Annotated in this window: 16 protein-coding genes and 2 tRNA genes; 10 read left to right on the forward strand and 8 right to left on the reverse strand. The window is 50.5% G+C overall.

What is annotated here, in order from left to right; genetic code table 11:
- Positions 1-34: 34 nt before the first annotated feature.
- The 9 genes from LVQ77_RS00990 (at position 35) to LVQ77_RS01030 (ending at position 11666) form a co-directional block, all read left to right on the forward strand.
- On the forward strand, positions 35-301 hold the full coding sequence (locus LVQ77_RS00990; protein ID WP_232903429.1) for a PAAR domain-containing protein: 267 nt from the start codon (positions 35-37) through the stop codon (positions 299-301).
- A gap of 4 nt (positions 302-305) precedes the next feature.
- The gene (locus LVQ77_RS00995; protein WP_232903430.1) at positions 306-1475 is read left to right on the forward strand and encodes a KPHS_23130 family T6SS system protein; all 1170 of its coding nucleotides are present in this window, start codon (positions 306-308) and stop codon (positions 1473-1475) included.
- Positions 1476-1801: 326 nt separating this feature from the next.
- Positions 1802-4888, forward strand: a complete 3087-nt coding sequence (locus tag LVQ77_RS01000; RefSeq protein ID WP_370644905.1) for an ImcF-related family protein — start codon at positions 1802-1804, stop codon at positions 4886-4888.
- On the forward strand, positions 4888-6495 hold the full coding sequence (tssA, locus tag LVQ77_RS01005) for a type VI secretion system protein TssA (RefSeq protein WP_232903431.1): 1608 nt from the start codon (positions 4888-4890) through the stop codon (positions 6493-6495). The genes LVQ77_RS01000 and tssA overlap by 1 nt, the downstream gene beginning before the upstream one ends.
- A 14-nt stretch (positions 6496-6509) precedes the next feature.
- A complete protein-coding gene (gene tssF, locus LVQ77_RS01010) occupies positions 6510-8273 on the forward strand; it encodes a type VI secretion system baseplate subunit TssF (RefSeq protein WP_232903432.1) in 1764 nt (587 codons plus the stop codon).
- A complete protein-coding gene (tssG, locus tag LVQ77_RS01015; RefSeq protein WP_232903433.1) occupies positions 8228-9328 on the forward strand; it encodes a type VI secretion system baseplate subunit TssG in 1101 nt (366 codons plus the stop codon). Before tssF ends, tssG begins: the two co-directional genes overlap by 46 nt.
- The gene (tssJ, locus tag LVQ77_RS01020) at positions 9309-9845 is read left to right on the forward strand and encodes a type VI secretion system lipoprotein TssJ (RefSeq protein WP_232903927.1); all 537 of its coding nucleotides are present in this window, start codon (positions 9309-9311) and stop codon (positions 9843-9845) included. The genes tssG and tssJ overlap by 20 nt, the downstream gene beginning before the upstream one ends.
- A gap of 1 nt (position 9846) precedes the next feature.
- Complete coding sequence (gene tssE / locus LVQ77_RS01025; protein ID WP_232903434.1) at positions 9847-10290, forward strand: type VI secretion system baseplate subunit TssE; 444 nt, start codon at positions 9847-9849, stop codon at positions 10288-10290.
- A 38-nt stretch (positions 10291-10328) separates the two neighbouring features.
- Positions 10329-11666, forward strand: a complete 1338-nt coding sequence (locus LVQ77_RS01030; protein ID WP_232903435.1) for a VasL domain-containing protein — start codon at positions 10329-10331, stop codon at positions 11664-11666.
- 220 nt (positions 11667-11886) lie between these two features.
- Here the strand turns inward: LVQ77_RS01030 and LVQ77_RS01035 are convergent.
- The 3 genes from LVQ77_RS01035 to mdtK all read right to left on the reverse strand — a co-directional run bounded on the left by LVQ77_RS01035 (position 11887) and on the right by mdtK (position 13593).
- A tRNA-Val gene (locus tag LVQ77_RS01035) sits at positions 11887-11963 on the reverse strand.
- Between the two features lie 26 nt (positions 11964-11989).
- Positions 11990-12066: transfer RNA gene (locus LVQ77_RS01040), tRNA-Val, on the reverse strand.
- 153 nt (positions 12067-12219) lie between these two features.
- A complete protein-coding gene (gene mdtK / locus LVQ77_RS01045) occupies positions 12220-13593 on the reverse strand; it encodes an MdtK family multidrug efflux MATE transporter (protein WP_064511776.1) in 1374 nt (457 codons plus the stop codon).
- 351 nt (positions 13594-13944) lie between these two features.
- Here mdtK and LVQ77_RS01050 point away from each other — a divergent pair, with 351 nt between their 5' ends.
- Positions 13945-14586 (forward strand): riboflavin synthase, encoded by a 642-nt coding sequence (locus LVQ77_RS01050; protein ID WP_064511775.1) that lies wholly within the window; start codon positions 13945-13947, stop codon positions 14584-14586.
- A gap of 44 nt (positions 14587-14630) precedes the next feature.
- On the opposite strand, the gene LVQ77_RS01055 is transcribed toward LVQ77_RS01050, so the two are convergent.
- The 5 genes from LVQ77_RS01055 to punC form a co-directional block, all read right to left on the reverse strand.
- The gene (locus tag LVQ77_RS01055) at positions 14631-15554 is read right to left on the reverse strand and encodes a LacI family DNA-binding transcriptional regulator (protein WP_232903436.1); all 924 of its coding nucleotides are present in this window, start codon (positions 15552-15554) and stop codon (positions 14631-14633) included.
- 56 nt (positions 15555-15610) lie between these two features.
- The gene (gene gmuD, locus LVQ77_RS01060; protein ID WP_232903437.1) at positions 15611-17002 is read right to left on the reverse strand and encodes a 6-phospho-beta-glucosidase GmuD; all 1392 of its coding nucleotides are present in this window, start codon (positions 17000-17002) and stop codon (positions 15611-15613) included.
- Positions 17003-17052: 50 nt separating this feature from the next.
- On the reverse strand, positions 17053-18372 hold the full coding sequence (locus LVQ77_RS01065) for a PTS sugar transporter subunit IIC (protein ID WP_232863544.1): 1320 nt from the start codon (positions 18370-18372) through the stop codon (positions 17053-17055).
- A 206-nt stretch (positions 18373-18578) separates the two neighbouring features.
- The gene (gene cfa, locus LVQ77_RS01070; protein ID WP_232863545.1) at positions 18579-19727 is read right to left on the reverse strand and encodes a cyclopropane fatty acyl phospholipid synthase; all 1149 of its coding nucleotides are present in this window, start codon (positions 19725-19727) and stop codon (positions 18579-18581) included.
- Positions 19728-20024: 297 nt separating this feature from the next.
- A complete protein-coding gene (gene punC / locus LVQ77_RS01075; protein WP_232903438.1) occupies positions 20025-21218 on the reverse strand; it encodes a purine nucleoside transporter PunC in 1194 nt (397 codons plus the stop codon).
- Positions 21219-21239 lie beyond the last annotated feature (21 nt).

Here is a 21239-nt window from a genome sequence, read left to right on the forward strand (position 1 = left end):
GGCATTGGGTCGATGTAATTATAAAGAGGTGAATGTGTTTTCCGGAATTGTAAGATTAAATGATAAACTGAGTAGTGGCGGCATTGTCACATCTGCATCCTCCACAATGATTATTGATGGCATAAAAGCCGCATTAGTTGGTGATGATGTCATATGTCCGATTGTAGGGCATGGCAAAAATAAAATTATAGAGGGTTCAAGTGAATGGGTTTCCGATGGGAAACTTGTGGCATTCCATCAATGCAAATGCCTTTGTGGATGTTATGTTATTACGAGTGTTCCTGGTACAGGGATAGGTTGAATATATGTCATGGGATATACCTGCTTTAGAAAAACCTCAGAAAACACCTACACTGAAAATTAATAAATTGTTCAGTGTGTTTTTTTTATGTCTGTTGGTTGTTGTTCTTGGGTGCATGATTTACTACTACTCAAGCCATAATACAAACGCATTTTTGTTCTTATTTACCTTGAGCCTGACATTATCTATTTTATTTGGCATTGTTGCTGGATGGATTATTCTCCGTACAGGAATGTTAATGGAAAACAATGAACTCATTGAAGTAAGCAATAAAAAAGTAGAGAACATATATAGTAAATGGGCATCTGAATTCATTCCTGTTATTGATTGTTCCTCTGTCTTTCCAGATACGATTGAAATTGATAAATTCAGTCGGGGTATTGAGTTTAATATCATTGGTGATAAATCAATAAAGTTCTCTGAAGGAATTGATTACACCGCTGTTTTTCAAGAGCTTCTATCATCTTTACGTTATAAATTGCTGACCCTTTCTCAAGCAGAAAAAATCGAAATTAGGTTGTCAGGTACTGAGACATCCTATCTTTCTCTTTGGCGATCATTTTCTCATGCCTGGATAACTCTCGGCCTGCCCGCAGAAGCGGTAGCAGTTCCCGTTTTTCTTGTTAAAAACTTTACAAATCAAATTAATGAGTGGCTTGAGCATCCAGGAGATAAGTATCGACTGGTTGTCATTTGTAATCCTCTGGCATCTGATGATGCTCAACATGTAACAAGCGATGCTGCCTGCGCCTGGTTATTGGCACCTACTGGTACAGCAGAACAACTCCCACAAAAAGCACGTTTGTACCGGGCCATGGATACTGACAGCACCGAACTTCAGTCTGATTTATCCAACCTGCTGAAATATCAGGACGGTACTACGGGAATAGAAAAATTATGGTTTGATAAATTAACTGAAAAAAATATTGTTAATAAAGTATCTCAAATATGCAATGAAGCCTTGAAATCCGGGGAGGACTCAAACCTGTTATCACAACATTTTACGGAACTCATTTTGGGCAGGCAGGGGGACGATAGCATATGGATAACAATGGCATTAGTGCTTCTGCATGGAAAAAATAATAATGCGAGTAATTTAATTGTTTCCCAGTGTGGGGCCAAAACATTACTTGTGCAGATGAAAAATATATCACTTCATGAGGGGGCGTTGTGAGCAATAGTCGGTCAATGAGGCTGTGGGGGCTGATATTACTTGTCTGCTTCCTGGGGTTAGTCGTTGCGATGACTATTTACTTTGGCAGAAGTTATTTCAAATTGGACGGATATAAAATGCAGTTTGGTGCATGGTGTATCACTATGCTGGTAATCATGGTGGGGCTCAAATTTATCCGGTTAGGCTCCCGACAATCAGTGCTGCGATCATTGCCGTCATATCAGTTTCTTTCCTCCTTTCGGGGAAAAAATGGGCAGAAGCTCAATTCAATGTTTAACCATACATCTTCAGCAGATGAATCTAGAGTCAGAGCTAATCAAAGTCCCATGCAGATAGCCCCCCAACAAGCTTTGCGCCAGATCTACGGTCGCTTCTGGCCCCGTAAAGTCCGCATTCTGCTGTTAACCGGCAGCGCAGCCGACGTCGAACAGCTTGCTCCTAATCTGACTTCTCAATACTGGCAGGAAGACAGCGGCACCGTGCTGCTGTGGGGCGGCGACCTGGGCGCACCGGCTGACAGCGAGTGGTTGAGCGCGTTGCGTAAACTGCGCCGCCGTCCGCTGGATGGCGTGGTGTGGGTGACCTCTGCATTTGTCTGCCAGAGCGAAACTAAAAATACGCTCTCCGCCGATATGATGGACAACGTGTCGCAGGCATTTGCTACGCGTTATGAACAACTTGGCTGGCGTTTGCCGTTGTATGTCTGGTCGCTACATCCTTCTGAATCCACACAGTCCGAGCGCATTACGCAATCTGTCGGCTGTTTACTCCCTGCAAGCTGTAAACCTGAAGAGTTTAGCGTTCTGCTTGCAGGGTTGGTTCCTGAGCTAATTGAACAAGGGACACAGCAGGTCATCACCAGTTCGCAACACCTGTTTTTACTGCAGCTCGCTGACCAGGTAGCCAATAACCCTGACTCCGTGGCAGCACCGCTTGCCACTTTGCTCAATCCCTATCGCCCTTTACCATTGGCCGGAGTGATATTCAGCCCGGTGTCGATGGATGCAGAGCGCTCAGTGAAACATCACTGGGGCAAGGATAACCGTTGGGATGTACTGCTGAACTCCCTCCCATCTTTACCCGCAGCCCTCGCACCAAAGGCGTTAGGTTTTGCCTGGCGTAGAACGCTGGCAACCGCTGTTGCCGGGGTAATGGTGCTGTGGGGCGCAGGAATGGTGGTCTCATTCCTGGTTAACCGCGATGCTATCAATACCAGTGAATCACAAGTTAAACGTGCGGCAGATGTAAAGCAGCCATTGCCTTCGCGTTTACAGGCACAGCTGGATTTGCAGCAAATTCTTGGCCGGTTGCAGTACCGCCAGCAGGAAGGTGCGCCATGGTATAGCCGCTTTGGTCTGAGCCAAAATGATGCGCTGCTGGCATCACTCTGGCCGCACTATGGTGCCAGCGCTATTCCCCTGTTGCGAGACGCAAGCGCAGAGCACCTTGAAGGGCAACTCACTTTACTGGCACAGCTTCCTCCGGACGATTCACAACGCGAGAAACTGATTAAACCCGCTTACGACCAGTTAAAACTCTATCTGATGCTGGCCCACCCGGACCGAATGGATGCGGCCTGGTTCAGCAAAACGCTGCTCTCCGACTGGCCACAACGTGCTGGCGTAGTAAATGGTATCTGGCAAGGAAGCGGCCCGTCGCTACTGGCGTTTTACGCGGCAAATCTGGCTCACCATGCGGAGTGGAGTCTGGCACCGGATATGAACATGGTAAATCAAGTGCGGACGTTATTAGTGCGACAGATGGGGGCGCGCAACAGTGAATCCTCGCTCTATCAAAAAATACTGGTTCAGGTTGCCCATCAATATGCCGATTTGAGTCTGGCAGATATGACCGGCGACACCGACGCAGAACGTATTTTCACAACTGATGCGGTAGTACCCGGCATGTTCACCCGTAAAGCGTGGGATGAAGCGGTTGAACCGGCAATCGAGAAAGTGGTTACCGGCCGGCGTGAAGAGATGGACTGGGTGTTGAGTGAAAACAAAGTCTCCGTTGTCGAACAGAGTTCGCCAGAAGAGTTGCAGCAACGGTTAAAAGAGCGTTACTTCGCTGATTTCTCCGGCAGTTGGCTTGAGTTTTTAAACAGTCTGCACTGGCAACAGGCGCAGACATTATCGGATTCCATTGACCAGCTCACTCTGATGGCGGACGTACGACAGTCGCCGCTGGTTGCATTGATGAATACGCTGAGCATTCAGGGTAAAACTGGTCAGACTGGCGCTGGGTTGTCGGATTCCCTGGTGAAATCAGCCAAGAATCTATTAAACCGCGATGAGCAACCGACGATTGACCAACAAGCCGGAGCGCAGGGGCCGCTGGATGAGACCTTTGGCCCGGTCCTGGCACTTATGGATATCAACGCTCGTGGACAAGGAAGCTCGAACCTTAGCCTGCAAACTTTCCTGACTCGCGTCACCCAGGTTCGTCTCAAACTTCAACAAGTCGTTAATGCTGCTGACCCGCAAGCGATGGCGCAAACCCTGGCGCAAACGGTGTTCCAGGGCAAAGCCATTGACCTGACTGAAACCCGTGATTACGGCAGCCTGGTGGCGGCAAGCCTTGGCCAGGAATGGAGAGGATTTGGACACGCTTTGTTTGTGCAGCCGATGGACCAGGCATGGCAACAGGTGTTAACACCTGCGGCAGAGAGCCTGAATACCCAATGGCAGGCGGCGATTGTTGATGACTGGAACAGTACCTTTGGCGGCCGTTATCCGCTGAAAGACACCAGCAGTGAGGTATCACTTCCTCTGTTGGCGCGCTATCTAAATAGCGACAGTGGGCGCATCTCACGCTTCCTGCAGACTCGTCTGAACGGTGTACTGCATAAAGAAGGGAGCCGCTGGGTACCGAACAGTATTAATGCTCAAGGGCTGACTTTCAGCCCGGCGTTCCTCAATGCAATGGACACCCTGAGTCATCTGTCTGATGTGGTGTTTGTCGATGGTGAAGCCAGCATTCGATTCGAAATACGTCCAGGCACAGCGAAGGATGTGATGCAGACTGACCTGGTTGTCGATAGCCAGAAACTCAGTTATTACAACCAGCTCCCGGCCTGGAAGCGCTTCACCTGGCCACATGATACTGAAGCATCAGGAGCAAGTCTGAGCTGGATTAGTACTCAGGCCGGTACCCGCCAGTTTGCGGATATGCCAGGCACCTGGGGGCTGATACGCCTACTCGATAAAGCCAGTGTCAGACCATATCCAGGCGTGAGTAGCAGCTTTAATATCACCTGGACTGCTCAGGACGGCAGGCCGCTGAACTACACCCTGCGTACCGAAGCTGGAGAAGGTCCACTGGAGCTACTGAAGCTGCGCAACTTCGTGTTACCGACACAAATATTCAGCGTCAACGCTGCAACCAGTTCCATCACGGAAGGTGAAAACTGATGTCCACACTGCACACCTTACTGAACGCCTGTCATTCTGATGGGGTGAACCTAATGCAGCAGGCACAACAACAACTCCTGTTGTGGGATAAGTGGTTAGCTCCCGTTTCAGCGAGCTCCCCGACCGGGGATGATCCTGGCTATGACGACGATTTCCAGCAGATGCGTGAAGAGGTGAACAAACTTTCTGGCGCCAACACTGAACTGGTCTGTGGGCTGGCTGAAAAACTGCTGACGACCACCTGCAAAGATGTGCGCGTCGCGACGTACTACATCTGGGCAAGGTTGCATACTGATGGTGAAACCGGGCTGGCTGATGGTCTGGCCCTGCTGGCCGGGCTAATCCAGCGTTTTGGCGATGCATTGCATCCACTGCGTGCTAACAGCCGCAAACTGGCACTGGAATGGATGGCGGGTAGCCGGGTATTGGATAGTTTGTCTCTGTATCCGGAAGTCGCAAAAACAGACTTTGAACGCATCGCCGGGGCGCTGTCATTAGTGGAAGAGGGTGTTGCGAAGTGGGATGACGCCTCTCGCCCGCAATTCAGCGGCCTGTATGCCGCACTGGAAAACCGTCTGGCACAGTCTGGCGGTGTCGATGCGGTTATTCCACAAAACAGCAGCACGGCGGCAAGTCACTACGCATCCTCATCATCAGATGCGCTGGCATTGAAACCTGTTGTTTCAGGGCGGGATTTACTCGACCAGGCAAAACTGCTGGCGAAATATTTGCGCGACCAGCCAGACGGCTGGCTTTCAGGCCATCATTTGATGAAAAGTATTCGCCTGGATACCCTCCATGAACTGCCACCTCTGGCAGCGGATGGTCGCACCCGACTGGCACCGCCTAAACCCGAAAACCGTGCGCTACTGAAACGTTTGTATCTGCAACAAAGCTGGTTGGAATTGTTGGAGCAAGCCGACAGCCTGTTTGGCCAGGGGGTGAATCACCTGTGGCTGGATCTGCAGTGGTATACCCATCAGGCGCTGACAAAAGCGGGTGCACCTTATGAAGGCTGGGCGGAAATCATTAAGCAGGATTTGAATGGCCTGCTGACTCGCCTGCCGGGTCTGGAAGGGCTGGCGTTTAACGATGGCACGCCGTTCGCCGACGAAGTGACGATGAACTGGATCAATCAGCACGTCACGGCTTCGTCCGGCTGGGGTAACGAACCCGCCGCCTCCGCCAGCGCCGCGGGCGATGACGATATCCTGCAACTTGAGCCAGAAGCCCTGGCTCAGGCAGACAGCGAAGGCGTTGAAGCCGCGCTGAACTGGTTACAGAACCGCCCTGGCACCCGCACGCCACGCCACCAATGGCTGCTGCGCCTGTTAATGGCCCGCGTCGCCGAGCAGTACGGCAAAAACGAAATGGCGCTGCATCTGCTGGGTGAACTGGACGGCAACGCCACGCAGCTAACCCTCACGCAGTGGGAGCCGGAACTGTTGTTCGAAGTGAAAGCCCGTCGCCTGAAGCTGCTGCGCATGAAAGCAGGGCGTGGGGATTCCGAGAAAGCACGGCTAAATAATGAAATGGAACAGTTGCTCGCCGGACTAATTACTATCGACCCGGCACGTGCTGCGGTGTTAATCAATAATCCTTCCTGACCAAAAAGAAAACCATGAAAGACCAAACCCTGCGTTATTACGATGCTGAAATGCGCTATCTGCGCGATGCGGCAAAAGAATTTGCACAAACTCACCCTGACCGCGCTGCGATGCTCGATCTCGATAAGCCCGGTATTCCCGACCCTTATGTTGAGCGCCTGTTCGAAGGTTTTGCCTTCTCGATGGGGCGACTGCGCGAAAAAATTGATGACGACCTGCCGGAACTAACCGAAGGGCTGGTGAGCATGTTGTGGCCGCATTATCTGCGTACCATTCCATCGCTTGCGATTGTGGCGCTCACACCAGATGTTCCGGCGGTGAAAATGGCCGAAACGGTACCTGTTGGTATGGAAGTTTATTCTCGCCCAGTTGGGCCGAAGAAAACCGTCTGCCAGTACCGCACCACGCGCGATATGGTGTTGAACCCGCTTGAAGTTTCAAAAGTGGTGATGACAACAGAACCTGATGGTCGATCTGTGTTACGCCTGCGTCTCGCATGCAGCGCGCAGGCGGACTGGGCACAGGTGGATTTGAAGCGTCTGAGCTTTTATCTGGCGGGTGAAGCGGCGGTAAGTAGCGCGTTACATCTGGCGCTAACTCGTCGGCAGGCGGCGTTTTATTTGCGCCTGCCTAATCAGACAGATCGCATAAAAGTGGATGGCTGGTTTTCACCCGGCGGATTTGCCGATGAAGACTTACTGTGGCCAAAAGGGGAAAGCGCATTCAGTGGGTATCAGCTACTGCTGGAGTATTTCACCTTCCGCGAGAAGTTTATGTTTGTGCATCTCAATGGTCTGGAAACCGTGACATTGCCTGCGGGAATCACGCATCTGGATATCGAAGTGGTGTTAAACAGTCAGTGGCCGAGCGATTTACCGGTGACGGATGATGCCCTGATGCTGCACTGCGTGCCGGTGGTTAACCTGTTCTCACTTGAAGCGGACCCGTTGATTATCAACGGTCTGGAAAATGAATACCTGTTGCGTCCACGCCGCCTGCAGGACGGGCATACTGAGATTTACTCCGTGGATTCCGTAACCGGTTCAAACCGAACATCGGACGCAACTTATGTCCCGTTTACCAGTTTCCGCCATCGGGGGGGAATGCAGCGCCGCCATGCACCGGAGCGTTACTTCCATACGCGTGTGAGGCGAGGTGTTACCGGGTTGCATGACACATGGCTTATTCTGGGCGGTGAGATGTGGGAAGCAGATAAACTGATTTCCCGCGAACCTGTCTCGCTAAAAATCACCGGCACCAATGGCCAGTTACCGCGTAAAGCACTTCAGAGCACATTGCTTGATCGTTGCGAGGTCGTACTGCAAACACCGCTGAAAGTTCGCAATCTCTGCAAACCAACTTTGCCGTCGTATCCTCCCGCTGAAGACAGTTTCCAGTGGCGTGTGCTGAGTCATCTGGGTTCGAGTTATCTGAACCTGATGAGCAGCGCTGAGGTGTTGCGTGGCACGTTAGAGTTGTACAACTGGCAGGGCGATGAACTCAATAACCGCCGTCTGGACGCCATTCTTGAAGTGCAGCATCACCAGATTCAGCGTTTTGAAAAAGGTTTCTTGCTACGCGGTCTTGATATCGAAGTGACGCTGGATAGCAATGGCTTTACAGGTGAGGGTGATATCCACCTGTTTGGTGAAATGCTCAACCGCTTCCTTGCACTGTATGCCGATATTCACCTGTTTAATCAGCTCACCCTTATTGTCCAGCCTGCCGGGAAATGTATCCGATGGAACGAGAATCACAACCAGCGTCTGCCCGGTTAATCGCACAGCTCCAGGATAAACTGCCGTATACCCAGTTTTATCGTTTTTGCCAGCTACTGGAGCGCAGCCAGCCCGAAGCGCCAGCCCTGGGAAGCCACTGGGAGGTTAAACACGACCCGGTGCGTTTTCGTCCTCATCCGGGCATGGGTTTTCCGGCAAGTGAATTTAAGCGAGTGGAAATACCGGAACAAGCGCATCTACCGCCTACTATCCGCACCACTTTTATGGGGCTGTATGGTGTGGAGTCACCGCTGCCTACTGCCTATATCGACGATATTACTCAGCGCCGCGATGGGCATGAGGCGGTCAGCGATTTTCTGGATATTTTTAACCACCGGTTAATCACCCAACACTACCGCATCTGGCGTAAATACTCTTATCCGGCCACCTTCGCACCTGGTGGTACGGACAAGACATCCCGCTATCTGCTGAGTTTGTGCGGCCTGGGAATTAAAGGCTGCGCGCAGAATATCGCCACGCCTGTTTCTCGTTTTCTTGCGCTGACTGGCATGATGCGTTTGCCGACCCGTACCAGCGAAGGGATTATCGCGCTTGTCCAATTGTTAGCTCCGGATACCAAAGCGCGTGTAATTGCACATGATCGCTGCCGTATTCCGCTGCGTAAGCAGCTTGCAATGAGTGCGCGTAATCCTGTCAGTATGAGCAACAGCCCGGTTATGGGCAGCCACGCGCTTGATGTGAATAGCCAGGTACTACTGAGACTGCAGACAAACAATGCCGATGAAGCCCATGAATGGCTGCCTGGCGGGCAACTGTACACAGATTTGCAGGCATTGTTGCAGGTCTATCTTGGCTCGCGGCTGAATGTGCGTTTTCAGCTTTCGGTGCTGCGTAGTTTGCTGCCGGATGCACAGCTCTCCTGCCAGCCACAGCTCAGTGGCGTGCTGCTCGGCAGAACTGCGGTGATGCGTGCGCGTGACATTACAACAAATCATAAAGATGAACTGATCACTATTAACCTGGGTCGCTATCAGCGCGTTCAGGAAAATCTTAACCGGAGGGATACCGATGAGCATGGCGATTATCGCTGGTAAAAAATATGGCGTGTTACTTCCGCTGGCAATAGTTGCCACCTTGAGCGGCTGCGGCCTGACTCAGAAAGTGAGCGATAGCACTGTGGCTATGACGAAATCCATTTTTTATAAGCAGGTAAAAATGCTGCATCTGGATATCACAGCGCGTGACGCGATCAACAACAACGCAGGTGGCGCACCGTTGGCCATGGTAGTGCGTATCTATCAGTTAAAAGACCGCAAGGTTTTTGATGGTACGGATTATCCGTCGCTATTTGCTGACGACAGCCAGGCGATTAAGGCTGATTTAATCACCGAGAAGGATATACGTATTCGCCCAGGAGCGGCTGTAACTATTGATGTGCCGTTGGATGAGAAAGCTCACTTTGTAGCTGTGACGGGGATGTTCATGTCTCCGGATTTTACCAACGACACATGGCGTGTGGTATTAAGCCGCGATGACCTGGACCCGGATAACGCGCGCCAGATTGAGCTGAATAACCAGGGCATGACGCTGACTGCGTTGAAGGATAAATAATATGGCGCAGCCTTCGCTTTATGAAATGCTCACGGGGAACTTCACCGGTGGTCTTGAGCTCCATCAGGTCAGCGAGCAAAACCAGGTCATTCTCTCGGTGCTCGACAATATGCAGCGCATTCTCAATGCCCGCCAGGGGACATTAAGCCACTTGCCGGATTATGGCCTGCCAGATATGAGCAAAATTCTGCAGGGTTTACCGGGGACTGCGCACCAGTTGATGAACACGCTTTCTGGCGTGCTGTTGAAATACGAGCCACGTCTAAAAAGCCTGACGATTATGCTGCTTGAGCAAAAAATGCCGGGTGAACTGGCTTATGCGATTGATGCTGAGTTGAAAGGTATTGGTCTGGTGCGCTATGGCACTGATTTTATGCCGGAAGGGCGGGTGCTTATCCGCCATCTTAAACAGCAGAACTACCTTGATACCACTACCCGGATGTAGTGGGTTCGTTCTCTTTTCCTCTTCTCAAGAATAAAACCATGAATGATAAAAACCCACACACGCTGAAAACCGGCGGCGACCCGCGTGGGCTTGCCGATTTTGCGGCACTGCGCGAAGAACTGAGTAAACTTACACATCCGGCACGGCCGGATGTGAACTGGCAGCTTGTGGAAACGTTGTGCCTGAATTTGTTTGAGCGTAACGGCGTAGAGCTTCAGACGGCGGCATGGTACACCCAGGCTCGCACTCGTCTTGCCGGGCTTTATGGGCTAAACGAAGGACTAGCGATTGTGGTGGCGCTGATTACCTACCAGTGGGGCGCAATATGGCCGCAGGCCACGCATGCACGGATGGAAGTTCTTAGCGGTTTAAGCCAAAGAGTGCAGCAGATGGTGCGTACTTTTACACTGGAATATGCTGATCTCGGCGCGCTTTATCAGGCAGAAAAACATCTCGCTAATCTGGGTGATGTGCTGCAACGCCTCGAGCTAAAACATTTAAGCCAGATGGACGTATTACGTAACCAGCTACAGGCGTCGGCCATACGGCTGGAAAACAGTGATGTTAAAGCAGGTAACAACGGTGCGACTACTACAGGTATTGTCCTGCCAGCAAACGTATCCGCAACGACGGCCAGTAACAGTTCGCGCACTACATGGGTGTACGTTGCTCAGGCAGAGCCGCAAGCGAAGGGCGAAACCGTCAGTATTTCTGTGCCGGTAAAACCGTGGAAGCCATTTATCTCTGGGGTCGCCACTATGCTGGTGGTCGGTGGGATGTCGCTGTACGGTTGGAATTATATGCATCGACAAGATCCTGAATTGGCTCAGTTACAGGCATTAATCGCGCCATGGTCAGCCGCTCTTTCGGCCGGGCAAATCCAAAGTTTACAGCAGAAGAAACCCGAATGGCTTAGCGATAACGCTTATCCTGAGGCGGTAGAGCAGCGATTGAAACAGCTCACTATGCTCCAACCAGACTGGGCGCTGAATTATGGTAATCAGCTCGTTGGGCAGGTAAAGGCATTGTGGCCACAGACACCGCTTGCGATGCAAATATCCTCACGCTGGCAGCAGCAATTAAAGGAGTCAGCATTGCCGCCGGAAAAGATGAATGACTGGCATCAGGGAATGGAGCAACTCCAGCAACTCGCTAGCCGCCTGAACGGATTGGACGAGCAGCATGGCAAATACATGACGGTCAGTGAGCTTAAGACGATGGTGTTTGGCATCCAACAGTCGTTCAACAAAACGATTCCTGTGGAAGAGCAGTTACGGCAGCTTGATGAGACTCCATCACAGGCATTGGCCACTCAGACGGATATGCATCTGAATCAGCTACTCAACCGCTACGTGCTGATTAAACAAAAAGGGTAGCCCAATGAGGCTATCTTTTGGCTCCAGCTTCATTTAGTTATCTGGTGAATGTTGCCTGGAGCATTAGTAACACATTGTCTTCATTGCCCTGGTAAGCAACAAAAATCAGAGATACTAAGAAAAGAGTTTTAATAGGAATTGAGTTGAATAGTCGAAATATAGCTGGATTAGTTAAGATTTTATGACCGGAGAGATGAAGCTTTGAATGTTTCTTTATGAATGGTGCGTCCGAGTGGACTCGAACCACCGACCCCCACCATGTCAAGGTGGTGCTCTAACCAACTGAGCTACGGACGCACTGTTTGTTGCGGTAAAACTTAGAATGGTGCGTCCGAGTGGACTCGAACCACCGACCCCTACCATGTCAAGGTAGTGCTCTAACCAACTGAGCTACGGACGCACTGTGTTGTCTGTGACAACGGGGACGAATATTAGCGGCAGCCCCCGAGCCTTGCAAGCGTTAAACCACAATTTTCTTCCATATTTCACTCGTTTGCTGCGCATCTGCACAACCCGCTGGAAAAATAGCCGCCAAAACGGCGGCTATTCAAGTTTATCGTGCGGCGCGCTGCAAAATAGTGATTGAAGGCTGACGTTGCAACCAACGCATCCGCAGCATCATCATAATCGCAGCAGACGTCAGACCGATGATAAAGCCGGTCCAGAATCCTGCTGGTCCCATCGGTTCTACAACCCAATCGGTGAGTGCAAGAATATAGCCGCTTGGCAATCCCAGCACCCAGTAGGCGATAAACGTTATAAAGAAAATGGAGCGTGTATCTTTATAACCACGTAGCACACCGCTGCCGATAACCTGCACGGAATCGGAAAGCTGGTAAACTGCCGCCAGTAACATCAGGTGTGCCGCCAGCGCGACAACTTCCGGATTGCTGTTGTAGAGCAGGGCGATGTGCTCACGCATCACGATGGTGAAGATAGCCGTGAGGGTTGCCATGCACATACCAACACCAATGCCTGTCCACGCTGCGGTTTGCGCATCGAGTGTTGAACCCTGGCCCAGACGGAACCCCACGCGGATAGTGACTGCCGCTGAAAGTGACATTGGCAAAACGAACATCAGCGAGCTGAAGTTCAGGGCTATCTGGTGACCTGCAACGTCAACAATCCCCAGCGGCGCGACCAGCAGTGCGACGACCGCAAACAGTGTCACTTCAAAGAACAGAGCCAGGGCAATCGGCAGACCCAGTTGGGTAAGGCGATATATAACTTTCCAGTCGGGCTTGATAAAGCCTTTCGGCAATTTCAAATCGCGCATTGAGCGGGCTTTTCGCACATAAGAAATCATGAAGAAAAACATTACCCAATACACCGCAGCTGTTGCTACACCGCAACCGACACCGCCGAGTTCTGGCATGCCAAAGTGGCCATAAATAAAGATGTAGTTGACCGGAATATTGACCAACAGACCAATAAAGCCCATCACCATACCGGGTTTGGTTTTTGCCAGTCCTTCGCATTGGTTACGGGCAACCTGGAAGAACAAATAACCCGGAACGCCCCACAGCAGCGCACGTAAATAACCCACGGCTTTATCAGCAAGTTCCGGGTCGATATTTTTCATCGCATGAATAATATGGCCCGCATTCCACAGGACAATCATGATCAGCGCCGAGACAAATCCCGCCAACCAGAAGCCCTGGCGAATCTGGTGAGCAATGCGCTCACGACGGCCTGAACCGTTGAGTTGCGCGACGGTTGGCGTCAGCGCCATTAACAAGCCATGACCAAAGAGAATGGCGGGTAGCCAGATGGATGTACCGATTGCCACAGCGGCCATATCGGTTGCGCTGTAGCCACCGGCCATCACGGTATCGACAAAACCCATTGAGGTTTGTGCAATCTGCGCGAGGATCACGGGTATCGCCAGTGCGAGTAACTGGCGGGCTTCAACTATGTACTTCTGCATTTGAACACCTGAATATTTTTAGTTATTAGAAAGACAGCAAGACCGCCAGAAATGGCAGAAAAATAGGAATCGCAGGGGAATTAGCCTGACTATTGTAGCGGCTGAAAACGAATACGCCAGCCAAATAATGGTGGGGTAGTGCGGATAGCTGGTAAGCATTTTTTCCAACTGTTAAAGTGTTGCGTTATCTATTATACCCGTCATCCTTCGAGCTACAGGGGTGTTGGCTGCACTCACAAACCCCAGTCACTTACTCAAGTAAGCTCCTGCGGATTTGCTCCCTGGCCGCCTACCTGTAACTCGAATGCTAACGGGTATGTTCAATACCATTTAATTACCAGGAGCATTACGATGTTTACAGGTATTGTGCAGGGCACTGCGACCCTGGTCTCCATTGATGAGAAACCTAACTTCCGTACGCACGTCATTGAAATGCCCGACGCGATGTTACCCGGCCTTGAAACAGGGGCGTCGGTTGCGCACAACGGCTGTTGTTTGACGGTCACAGAAATCAATGGCAACCACGTCAGCTTTGATCTTATGAAAGAGACGCTGCGCATCACCAACCTCGGCGAGCTAGTGGTGGGCGACAGTGTCAACGTTGAACGCGCTGCCAAATTTAATGATGAAATCGGCGGGCACCTCATGTCCGGTCATATTATGACCACCGCCGAAGTGGCGAAAATTTTGACTTCAGAAAATAACCGCCAAATCTGGTTTAAAATGCGCGATAAAACGTTGATGAAATATATCCTGCATAAAGGATATATCGGCATTGATGGTATTAGCCTGACGGTGGGTGAAGTTACAGCATCGCGTTTCTGCGTGCATTTAATTCCAGAAACGCTTGAGCGCACCACGCTTGGCAGCAAGAAACTCGGCAATCGCATTAATATTGAAATTGACCCGCAAACCCAGGCAATTGTAGATACCGTTGAGCGCGTGCTCGCACAGCGTGAAGCGACTTTGGATGCGTTACTACCGAAGGCGTGATAAACGGTTTTTGTCGGATGTCGTTTAGGCGACATCCGACTGTATTAAGCAATCAACAAACTTCCGCGCACCAAATCACTGGTATGCCGTTCACCAAGCAACAACTCTACTGCCCGACGGGCAATACTCTCCAGCGGATATTTAATGGCGGGAATAGCATTCGAACCAGGCATTCGGGTTGAGCCGTCAAGACTGAACACCATCACCTGTTCAGGTACTTTTAACTGGTATTGATTGAGCATCATTACTGCTTCTTGCGCCTGCGTATCATCGGTGACCAGCAGTGCAGAAAACTTCACTCCACGGTTTATCAAGCGTTGCAGTGCAATGCGCACCGATGATTCATCGTCAATCACCAACTGGCGGTTGAAGGGCACGACATGGTTGTGAAGCGCCTGATGATAACCTTCAAGTGTGAGCGCTGCCGCTTCACCACTGGCAAAGTTAATCAAAGCGATTTGTCGCCGCTTTTGATTACATAAATAATGCACTGCCGTTTCTGCAGCAAAAATATGGTCACACTGAATACTGAGGTTATGTGAACCGCTCAGGCAATCAATCAACATGATGTCGTCATCAAGTTCCGGTAACGGAAAACGAGCCCCCACCACGACCAGTGCGTCGCACAACCCGTTAGAAAGTTCCTGTGCCGCCTGCGCCACACTGTCATGGTCATTGGCAAAGCGTAACAGCAAATGTTTCTGATGCTGATTAAGCTGTTTCTCAAGAGCTTGCAGATAGCCAGTTGACTGCTGAATATGTTCGGTTGCGCAGATAACGCCAATGCAATTAGTTGACTGGGAACTCAAAGATTGAGCGATAGCATTCGGCTTGTAGTTAAGTATTTCCGCCGCGCGTAAAACGGCCTGACGACTCTCTTCTTTCACGCCGCGACTGCCGCTTAAAACACGCGAAACGGTTGCTTTAGAAACCTGCGCCAGGCGTGCTACATCATTAATATTCGACATGGTGTGAGTTTCCCGCTTCTCAGCCAGAAACGGGCCTCGCGGCCCGTATGCGGAGATTACGTACGATCGTTAAAGCCATTTTCTGCGGCGGTTGCTTTATACCACTCGCCGCTTTTCTTGATGGTGCGTTGCTGAGTCTCGAGATTTAACGAGACAAAACCGTAACGGTTTTTATAAGCGTTGCACCAGGACCAGTTATCAATAAACGTCCACATGTGATAACCAAGGCAGTTACTGCCTTCGCTGATGCCTTTATGCAGCCACTTCAGGTGGTCGCGCACGAAATCAATGCGGTAGTCATCCTGAATCTGGCCGTTTTCGTCGAAGCGCTGTTCGTTCTCAACGCCCATGCCATTCTCGGAAATATAGCAATTTGGGTTGCCATAATTCTCACGCAAGTTGGTGAGAATGTCGTAAATCCCTTGCTCGTAGATTTCCCAGCCGCGATACGGGTTCATTTTGCGGCCTGGCATTTCGTAGGATTCGAAGAACCATTCCGGCATGAACGGGCTGTCAGGGTTTACCAGTGAATCGCGGCATTTGATGCGGCGCGGCTGGTAGTAGTTGATACCGAGTAAATCGACGACACCTGCTGCCAACAACTCTTTATCGCCAGGCTGGCATTGAGGCAACTGGCCATGCTCTTTCAACAAGGCCACCAACTCTTGCGGATATTCACCACGCAAAGCAGGGTCAAGGAAGCTGCGGTTAAACATCAGGTCAGCGATGTTCGCCGCTTTCACATCCGCAGGGTTTTGCGAACGTGGGTAAGAAGGGGTGAGGTTGAGAATAATACCGATTTCGCCGCCGTCATTACGCTCGTGATAAGCCTTTACCGCCAGAGAGTGGGCGATCATGGTGTGATAAGCGACAGTGGCTGCGCGTTTAAAATCCACCACGTTCGGATAATGGAAATCGTACAGATAGCCCCCTTCGACAGGTACTACCGGCTCGTTAAACGTAAACCAATGCTTCACGCGGTCGCCAAACAGGTCAAAGCAAACATTAGCAAATTCAGCATATGCCGTGACAACGTCACGGTTTTCCCAGCCGCCTTGCTGCTGCATTACCATCGGCATATCAAAGTGGAACAGGTTGATAAATGGCTTAATACCTTGCGCCAGCAGCTCGTCAATAACCTGATTATAGAAGGTCACAGCTTCCTGATTTACCGCGCCGCGCCCTTCAGGGATCAGGCGTGCCCAGGAAATTGAGGTACGGAAAGTATTATGGTTCAGCTCTTTTAGCAGCGCGATGTCCTGTTTCCAATTCTTGTAGAACGTGGAGGTATCCGCAGGGCCTACGCCGTTATGGAAACGGGTTGGTTGTTCTTTAAACCACTGATCCCAAATGGTGGCAGACTTGCCAAAAGAGAGCGTTTCACCTTCAGTTTGCGGTGCTGAACTGGCGCTGCCCCACCAAAAATTATCAGGAAATACGTATTTCATTTTCGTTCCTCGTTTGACGTGCCTGCCATCCGGGCAGGCAATAAAAAATATCAGTTTGCTGCAATCGGGCTGTCATTTTCCTGTGTATTACGTTCTTCATCCTGTTTCAGCAGGGTGCGTTCGTAAGCTTTCAGGAATGGGTAATACATCACAGCCGACATGACCATACAAATCAGGCACATGATTACGGGACTTACCGCCCAGTTTGCGGCCCATGAAGCACCAATTGGCGCAGGTGTTGTCCATGGTGTCAGAGAGACAACCTGTGCAACCCAACCTAATTTTGTCGCGATATAAGCAAGCGTTGCGTTAATCATTGGCACCAAAGTAAACGGCAAGAAGAACATTGGGTTCATGATGATTGGTGTGCCGAACAAAATGGGTTCGTTGATGTTAAAGAAGCTAGGCACCACGCCCATTTTGCCAATGGTACGCAGGTGAATCGCACGGCTACGCAATAGCAGGAAGGCTAATGGAAGTGTTGAGCCAACGCCGCCAATCAACAGGTAGTGGTCCCAGAAACCTTGCAAATAGATATGCGGCAGAACATTGCCCGCAGCCAGTGCAGTCTGGTTAGCTGACAGGTTCGCCATCCAGAACGGGTTCATAATCCCGGTAACAATAAGCGCGCCGTGAATACCAGCGAACCACAAAATCTGGCAAATAAAGACGGAAATCAAAATCGCCGGCAGCGAGTCGGATGCGGATACTAACGGTGCCAGCAGATGCATGATTGCTTCGGGAATAATCATCCCAGTGGTGGACTCAATAAACAAATTCAGCGGGTGCAGGGTGGCAACAATCACCACAACCGGAATCAGAATTTCAAATGAGCGCGCAACGCCTGTCGGCACTTCTTTCGGCAAACGGATGGTAATGTTGTGGCGTTTTAATAACGCGTATATTTCGCTGGCGTAAATCGCCGTAATCAGCGCAGTGAAAATGCCCTGGCCGGAGAAATACTGCGTTGAGATCTGTCCGTCTTTATACGGTGCGGCGACCAGTAAAAAGGCCATAAACGCCAGTAAGCCAGTCATAATCGGGTCGAGCTTATAGTGCTTCCCGAGGCTTGCGCCGATACCGACGGAGATAAAGAACGTCATCACGCCCATGCTGAGGTTAAACGGCAGCATTAACTGTTCGCGGTAGGTCTGCGAGAAGTTAAGCCACGAGCGGGCAAAGCCCCAGGTGCTGTCTGGCGAGAACGGCGGGAAGATAAACACTAACAAGAATGATCCGATAATCATAAACGGAAGGGCGGAGATAAAACCGTCGCGAATGGCGATGACATGGCGCTGAGAGCCCATTGCTCCTGCCATTGGCGTGACTTTTTGCTCAATCACATTGACCATTTTTTGGTACATGCTCATGGCGGTATCCTTGCTATTGTTTTTGGGAAGTAGGGTGATTGTGAAACAAGATGGAAACCGGTTTCCAATGAATAAAGAGATAAGTGTTAACGGGATCAAACTCGTGAAGAAAGGAGCGCAGGAAACGTGAAGGGACTCACATTTTGTTAAGAAAATGCTACATGCTTGCGAGGATTGAGTTTACCCCGGCGTTGCCGGGGTGGAAATCAGTGCGGAACCCGTAAACCGTTTTCGACGCCACGAGTGAAGACGACTTGCCAGAGCTGGATATCACGTGCACGGAAGGCACCGGCACAAGCATTCAGATAATAACTAAACATGCGTTTGAATCGTTCTGAATAGTTATCTGCAATTTCCGGCCAAAAGTTATTGAAGCGTTCATGCCAGGCCATCAATGTTTTGTCGTAGTCGGCACCAAAGTTATGCCAATCTTCCATCACAAAATGACCTTCACTTGCATCGGCAATCTGGCGCACTGACGGCAGACAGCCATTAGGGAAAATGTACTTGTCTATCCATGGGTCAACACCGTTAAAGGTTTTATTCGAGCCAATGGTATGTAGCAGGAAAATACCGTCAGGTTTTAGATTGCGGTCGGCAACATTAAAATAGGTGGCATAGTTTTTCGGCCCAACATGTTCGAACATGCCGACAGAAACAATGCGGTCAAATTGCATATCCAGTTCGCGATAATCTTGCAGCGCAATATTAACGTTAAGCCCGGCACAACGCTCTTGCGCCAGTTTTTGTTGTTCGGCGGAGATGGTTACACCATGAACGGCCACGCCGTAATTCCGGGCAGCAAATTCTGCCAGACCACCCCAGCCGCAACCAATATCAAGTAACGTCATTCCTGGCTCAAGATGAAGCTTATCGCAAATCATTTTAAGCTTGGCGTTTTGTGCATCACTTAGCGTGGTAGCGTCTTTCCAATAACCGCAGGAATATTGCATATGTTCATCAAGCATGCGGCTAAATAAGTCATTGCCCAGATCATAATGTTCTTTACCGACTATCCACGCGCGTTTTTTGGATTGCAGATTAACCAAGCGCGCGGCGGCTACACGTAGCGTGTCTTTTAAATGGTGGGGGAGTTGCCGCTCAAGTCCGGCGCGAATGGCGTTATGGAAAAAAATATCCAGTCGTTCGCAGTCCCACCAGCCGTCCATATAGCTTTCACCAAGACCCAGTGTACCCTCTTGCAGAACACGCTTAAAAAAATCGGGATGCTTAACCTGTATATCGAAGGGGCGTGGGCCATTAATTTCTACCCCTGCACGCGTGAGCATATCGTTCACAATCCGATACCACGGGTTATTTCTTATTCTGACTTCTTCTATACACGATGAACTCATAGCTTCTCCATCACCAATGTGAGAGGAACCTTAAAACAGCGTAGACGCTATTTTGGGCATGTGAGAAATGTCACGGAAAATTCCGTGTGCCTGATATCCGACGTAGAACAGAGAAAGGGGGCTTAGCGCCCCAAAAAAACAGCTGTAAAACAAAAACGGGAACCTATTGGCTCCCGTTTTAATATGATTATTATGGTGTTATTTGTTGAGCCGTTTATGAGTATAGGCTCGCTTAAGCGGTGATTCAATCACATATTCTTAGCATGCTAACCATGTTGAGGCTGAGCCATATTAATCTTAATGTGCATCCGATTCAGCCGGTTGCCAGACCTCGGCATTTTTACGACGCTGAAGCAGATAACCCAGCATGGCCAGAACAATTGTTACCAACATGACACTGGTGGTTGTAAGCAGTGGTGTAGCGACCAACCACGACACCATCAAACTTGCCAGGAAGCACAGGCCCAATTGCAGCGTGTTTTGCAGCGCAGCGGCTTTACCCGTGGCTTGCGGGAAAGGCAACAGTGCGGAAGCAACCACGATTGGGTAAATCGCACCGTTGGCAATCGCCATTACACAGAACGGAATCAGCAATAACGTGAGTGTGGCGTGGCCGCTTACCGCAACCGCCCAGGTGCCGAAAATGCTCAACGTATATAACGCCAGCAACCACGGCAGCATTTGCTTGCCTTGCCATTTTTGCAGTGCGCTACGGCAGCCGTAACCACCAATCAGGAAGGCGATAGTTTGCGGCACATAGCTCAGGCCAATCGCCGCCGGGCTGTAACCCATATCGTTCAGAATAAACGGAGAGCCAGTCAGCCAGGCAAAGAAGCTGGCAGAGCAGGCTGCGTAAATCAGCACGTTGCCGCTATACACACGAGAGCGCAGTAACGACATAAAGCTGACTTTATTGTCTTCTGTTTGCGGATGATGCTGGGTACGTGGTTTCAGGCGCAGAGTTGGTATCATCAGCACCAGCGTGATGGCAAACAGTGTGGCGAAAATCGCCTGCCAGTCAAAGTGGGTCAAAATCCAGCTACCTAACAGTGGAGCCAGTGCCGGAGACAGACCAACCAGCGGCATAATCGTTGCAAAAATGCGATTTGCGCGGTTTGCCGGGTAGTAATCGGTCACCAGTGCCTGCCAGCTTACCGCGGCAGAACAAACACCAACGGCCTGAACGAAGCGCAGCACCAGCAGAGCAGTGGCACTTTCTACCCACAACATTCCAATACAACCGACGGCGAACAGACTTAGACCGGCCAGCAAAACTGGTTTACGTCCGAAATGATCTGACAGCGGCCCCCACATTAACTGGGCAAACGCAAAGCCCGCAAGGAACAGGCTCAGGCTCGCACTGACTGCGGAGGCATCGGTCTGTAAATCTTGCTGAATGGCTGCGAAAGCAGGCAGATACATGTCTGTGGCAAGGAATCCCAGAACACTTAATCCAGCCAGCCAGATAAGAAATCCTTTTGATGGTTGCATAATTTTCTCTTGTTTTATCTT

Origin of the sequence: Buttiauxella cochleicola (assembly GCF_021282435.1) — a bacterium.
Taxonomy (GTDB): Bacteria; Pseudomonadota; Gammaproteobacteria; order Enterobacterales; family Enterobacteriaceae; genus Buttiauxella; species Buttiauxella massiliensis.

Coding starts and splice junctions, on each gene's coding strand:
- LVQ77_RS00995 (WP_232903430.1), top strand. CDS start 306: ATGTCATGGGATATACCTGCTTTAGAAAAACCTCAGAAAACACCTACA.
- LVQ77_RS01000 (WP_370644905.1), top strand. CDS start 1,802: ATGCAGATAGCCCCCCAACAAGCTTTGCGCCAGATCTACGGTCGCTTC.
- tssA (WP_232903431.1), top strand. CDS start 4,888: ATGTCCACACTGCACACCTTACTGAACGCCTGTCATTCTGATGGGGTG.
- tssF (WP_232903432.1), top strand. CDS start 6,510: ATGAAAGACCAAACCCTGCGTTATTACGATGCTGAAATGCGCTATCTG.
- tssG (WP_232903433.1), top strand. CDS start 8,228: ATGTATCCGATGGAACGAGAATCACAACCAGCGTCTGCCCGGTTAATC.
- tssJ (WP_232903927.1), top strand. CDS start 9,309: ATGGCGATTATCGCTGGTAAAAAATATGGCGTGTTACTTCCGCTGGCA.
- tssE (WP_232903434.1), top strand. CDS start 9,847: ATGGCGCAGCCTTCGCTTTATGAAATGCTCACGGGGAACTTCACCGGT.
- LVQ77_RS01030 (WP_232903435.1), top strand. CDS start 10,329: ATGAATGATAAAAACCCACACACGCTGAAAACCGGCGGCGACCCGCGT.
- mdtK (WP_064511776.1), bottom strand. CDS start 13,593: ATGCAGAAGTACATAGTTGAAGCCCGCCAGTTACTCGCACTGGCGATA.
- LVQ77_RS01050 (WP_064511775.1), top strand. CDS start 13,945: ATGTTTACAGGTATTGTGCAGGGCACTGCGACCCTGGTCTCCATTGAT.
- LVQ77_RS01055 (WP_232903436.1), bottom strand. CDS start 15,554: ATGTCGAATATTAATGATGTAGCACGCCTGGCGCAGGTTTCTAAAGCA.
- gmuD (WP_232903437.1), bottom strand. CDS start 17,002: ATGAAATACGTATTTCCTGATAATTTTTGGTGGGGCAGCGCCAGTTCA.
- LVQ77_RS01065 (WP_232863544.1), bottom strand. CDS start 18,372: ATGAGCATGTACCAAAAAATGGTCAATGTGATTGAGCAAAAAGTCACG.
- cfa (WP_232863545.1), bottom strand. CDS start 19,727: ATGAGTTCATCGTGTATAGAAGAAGTCAGAATAAGAAATAACCCGTGG.
- punC (WP_232903438.1), bottom strand. CDS start 21,218: ATGCAACCATCAAAAGGATTTCTTATCTGGCTGGCTGGATTAAGTGTT.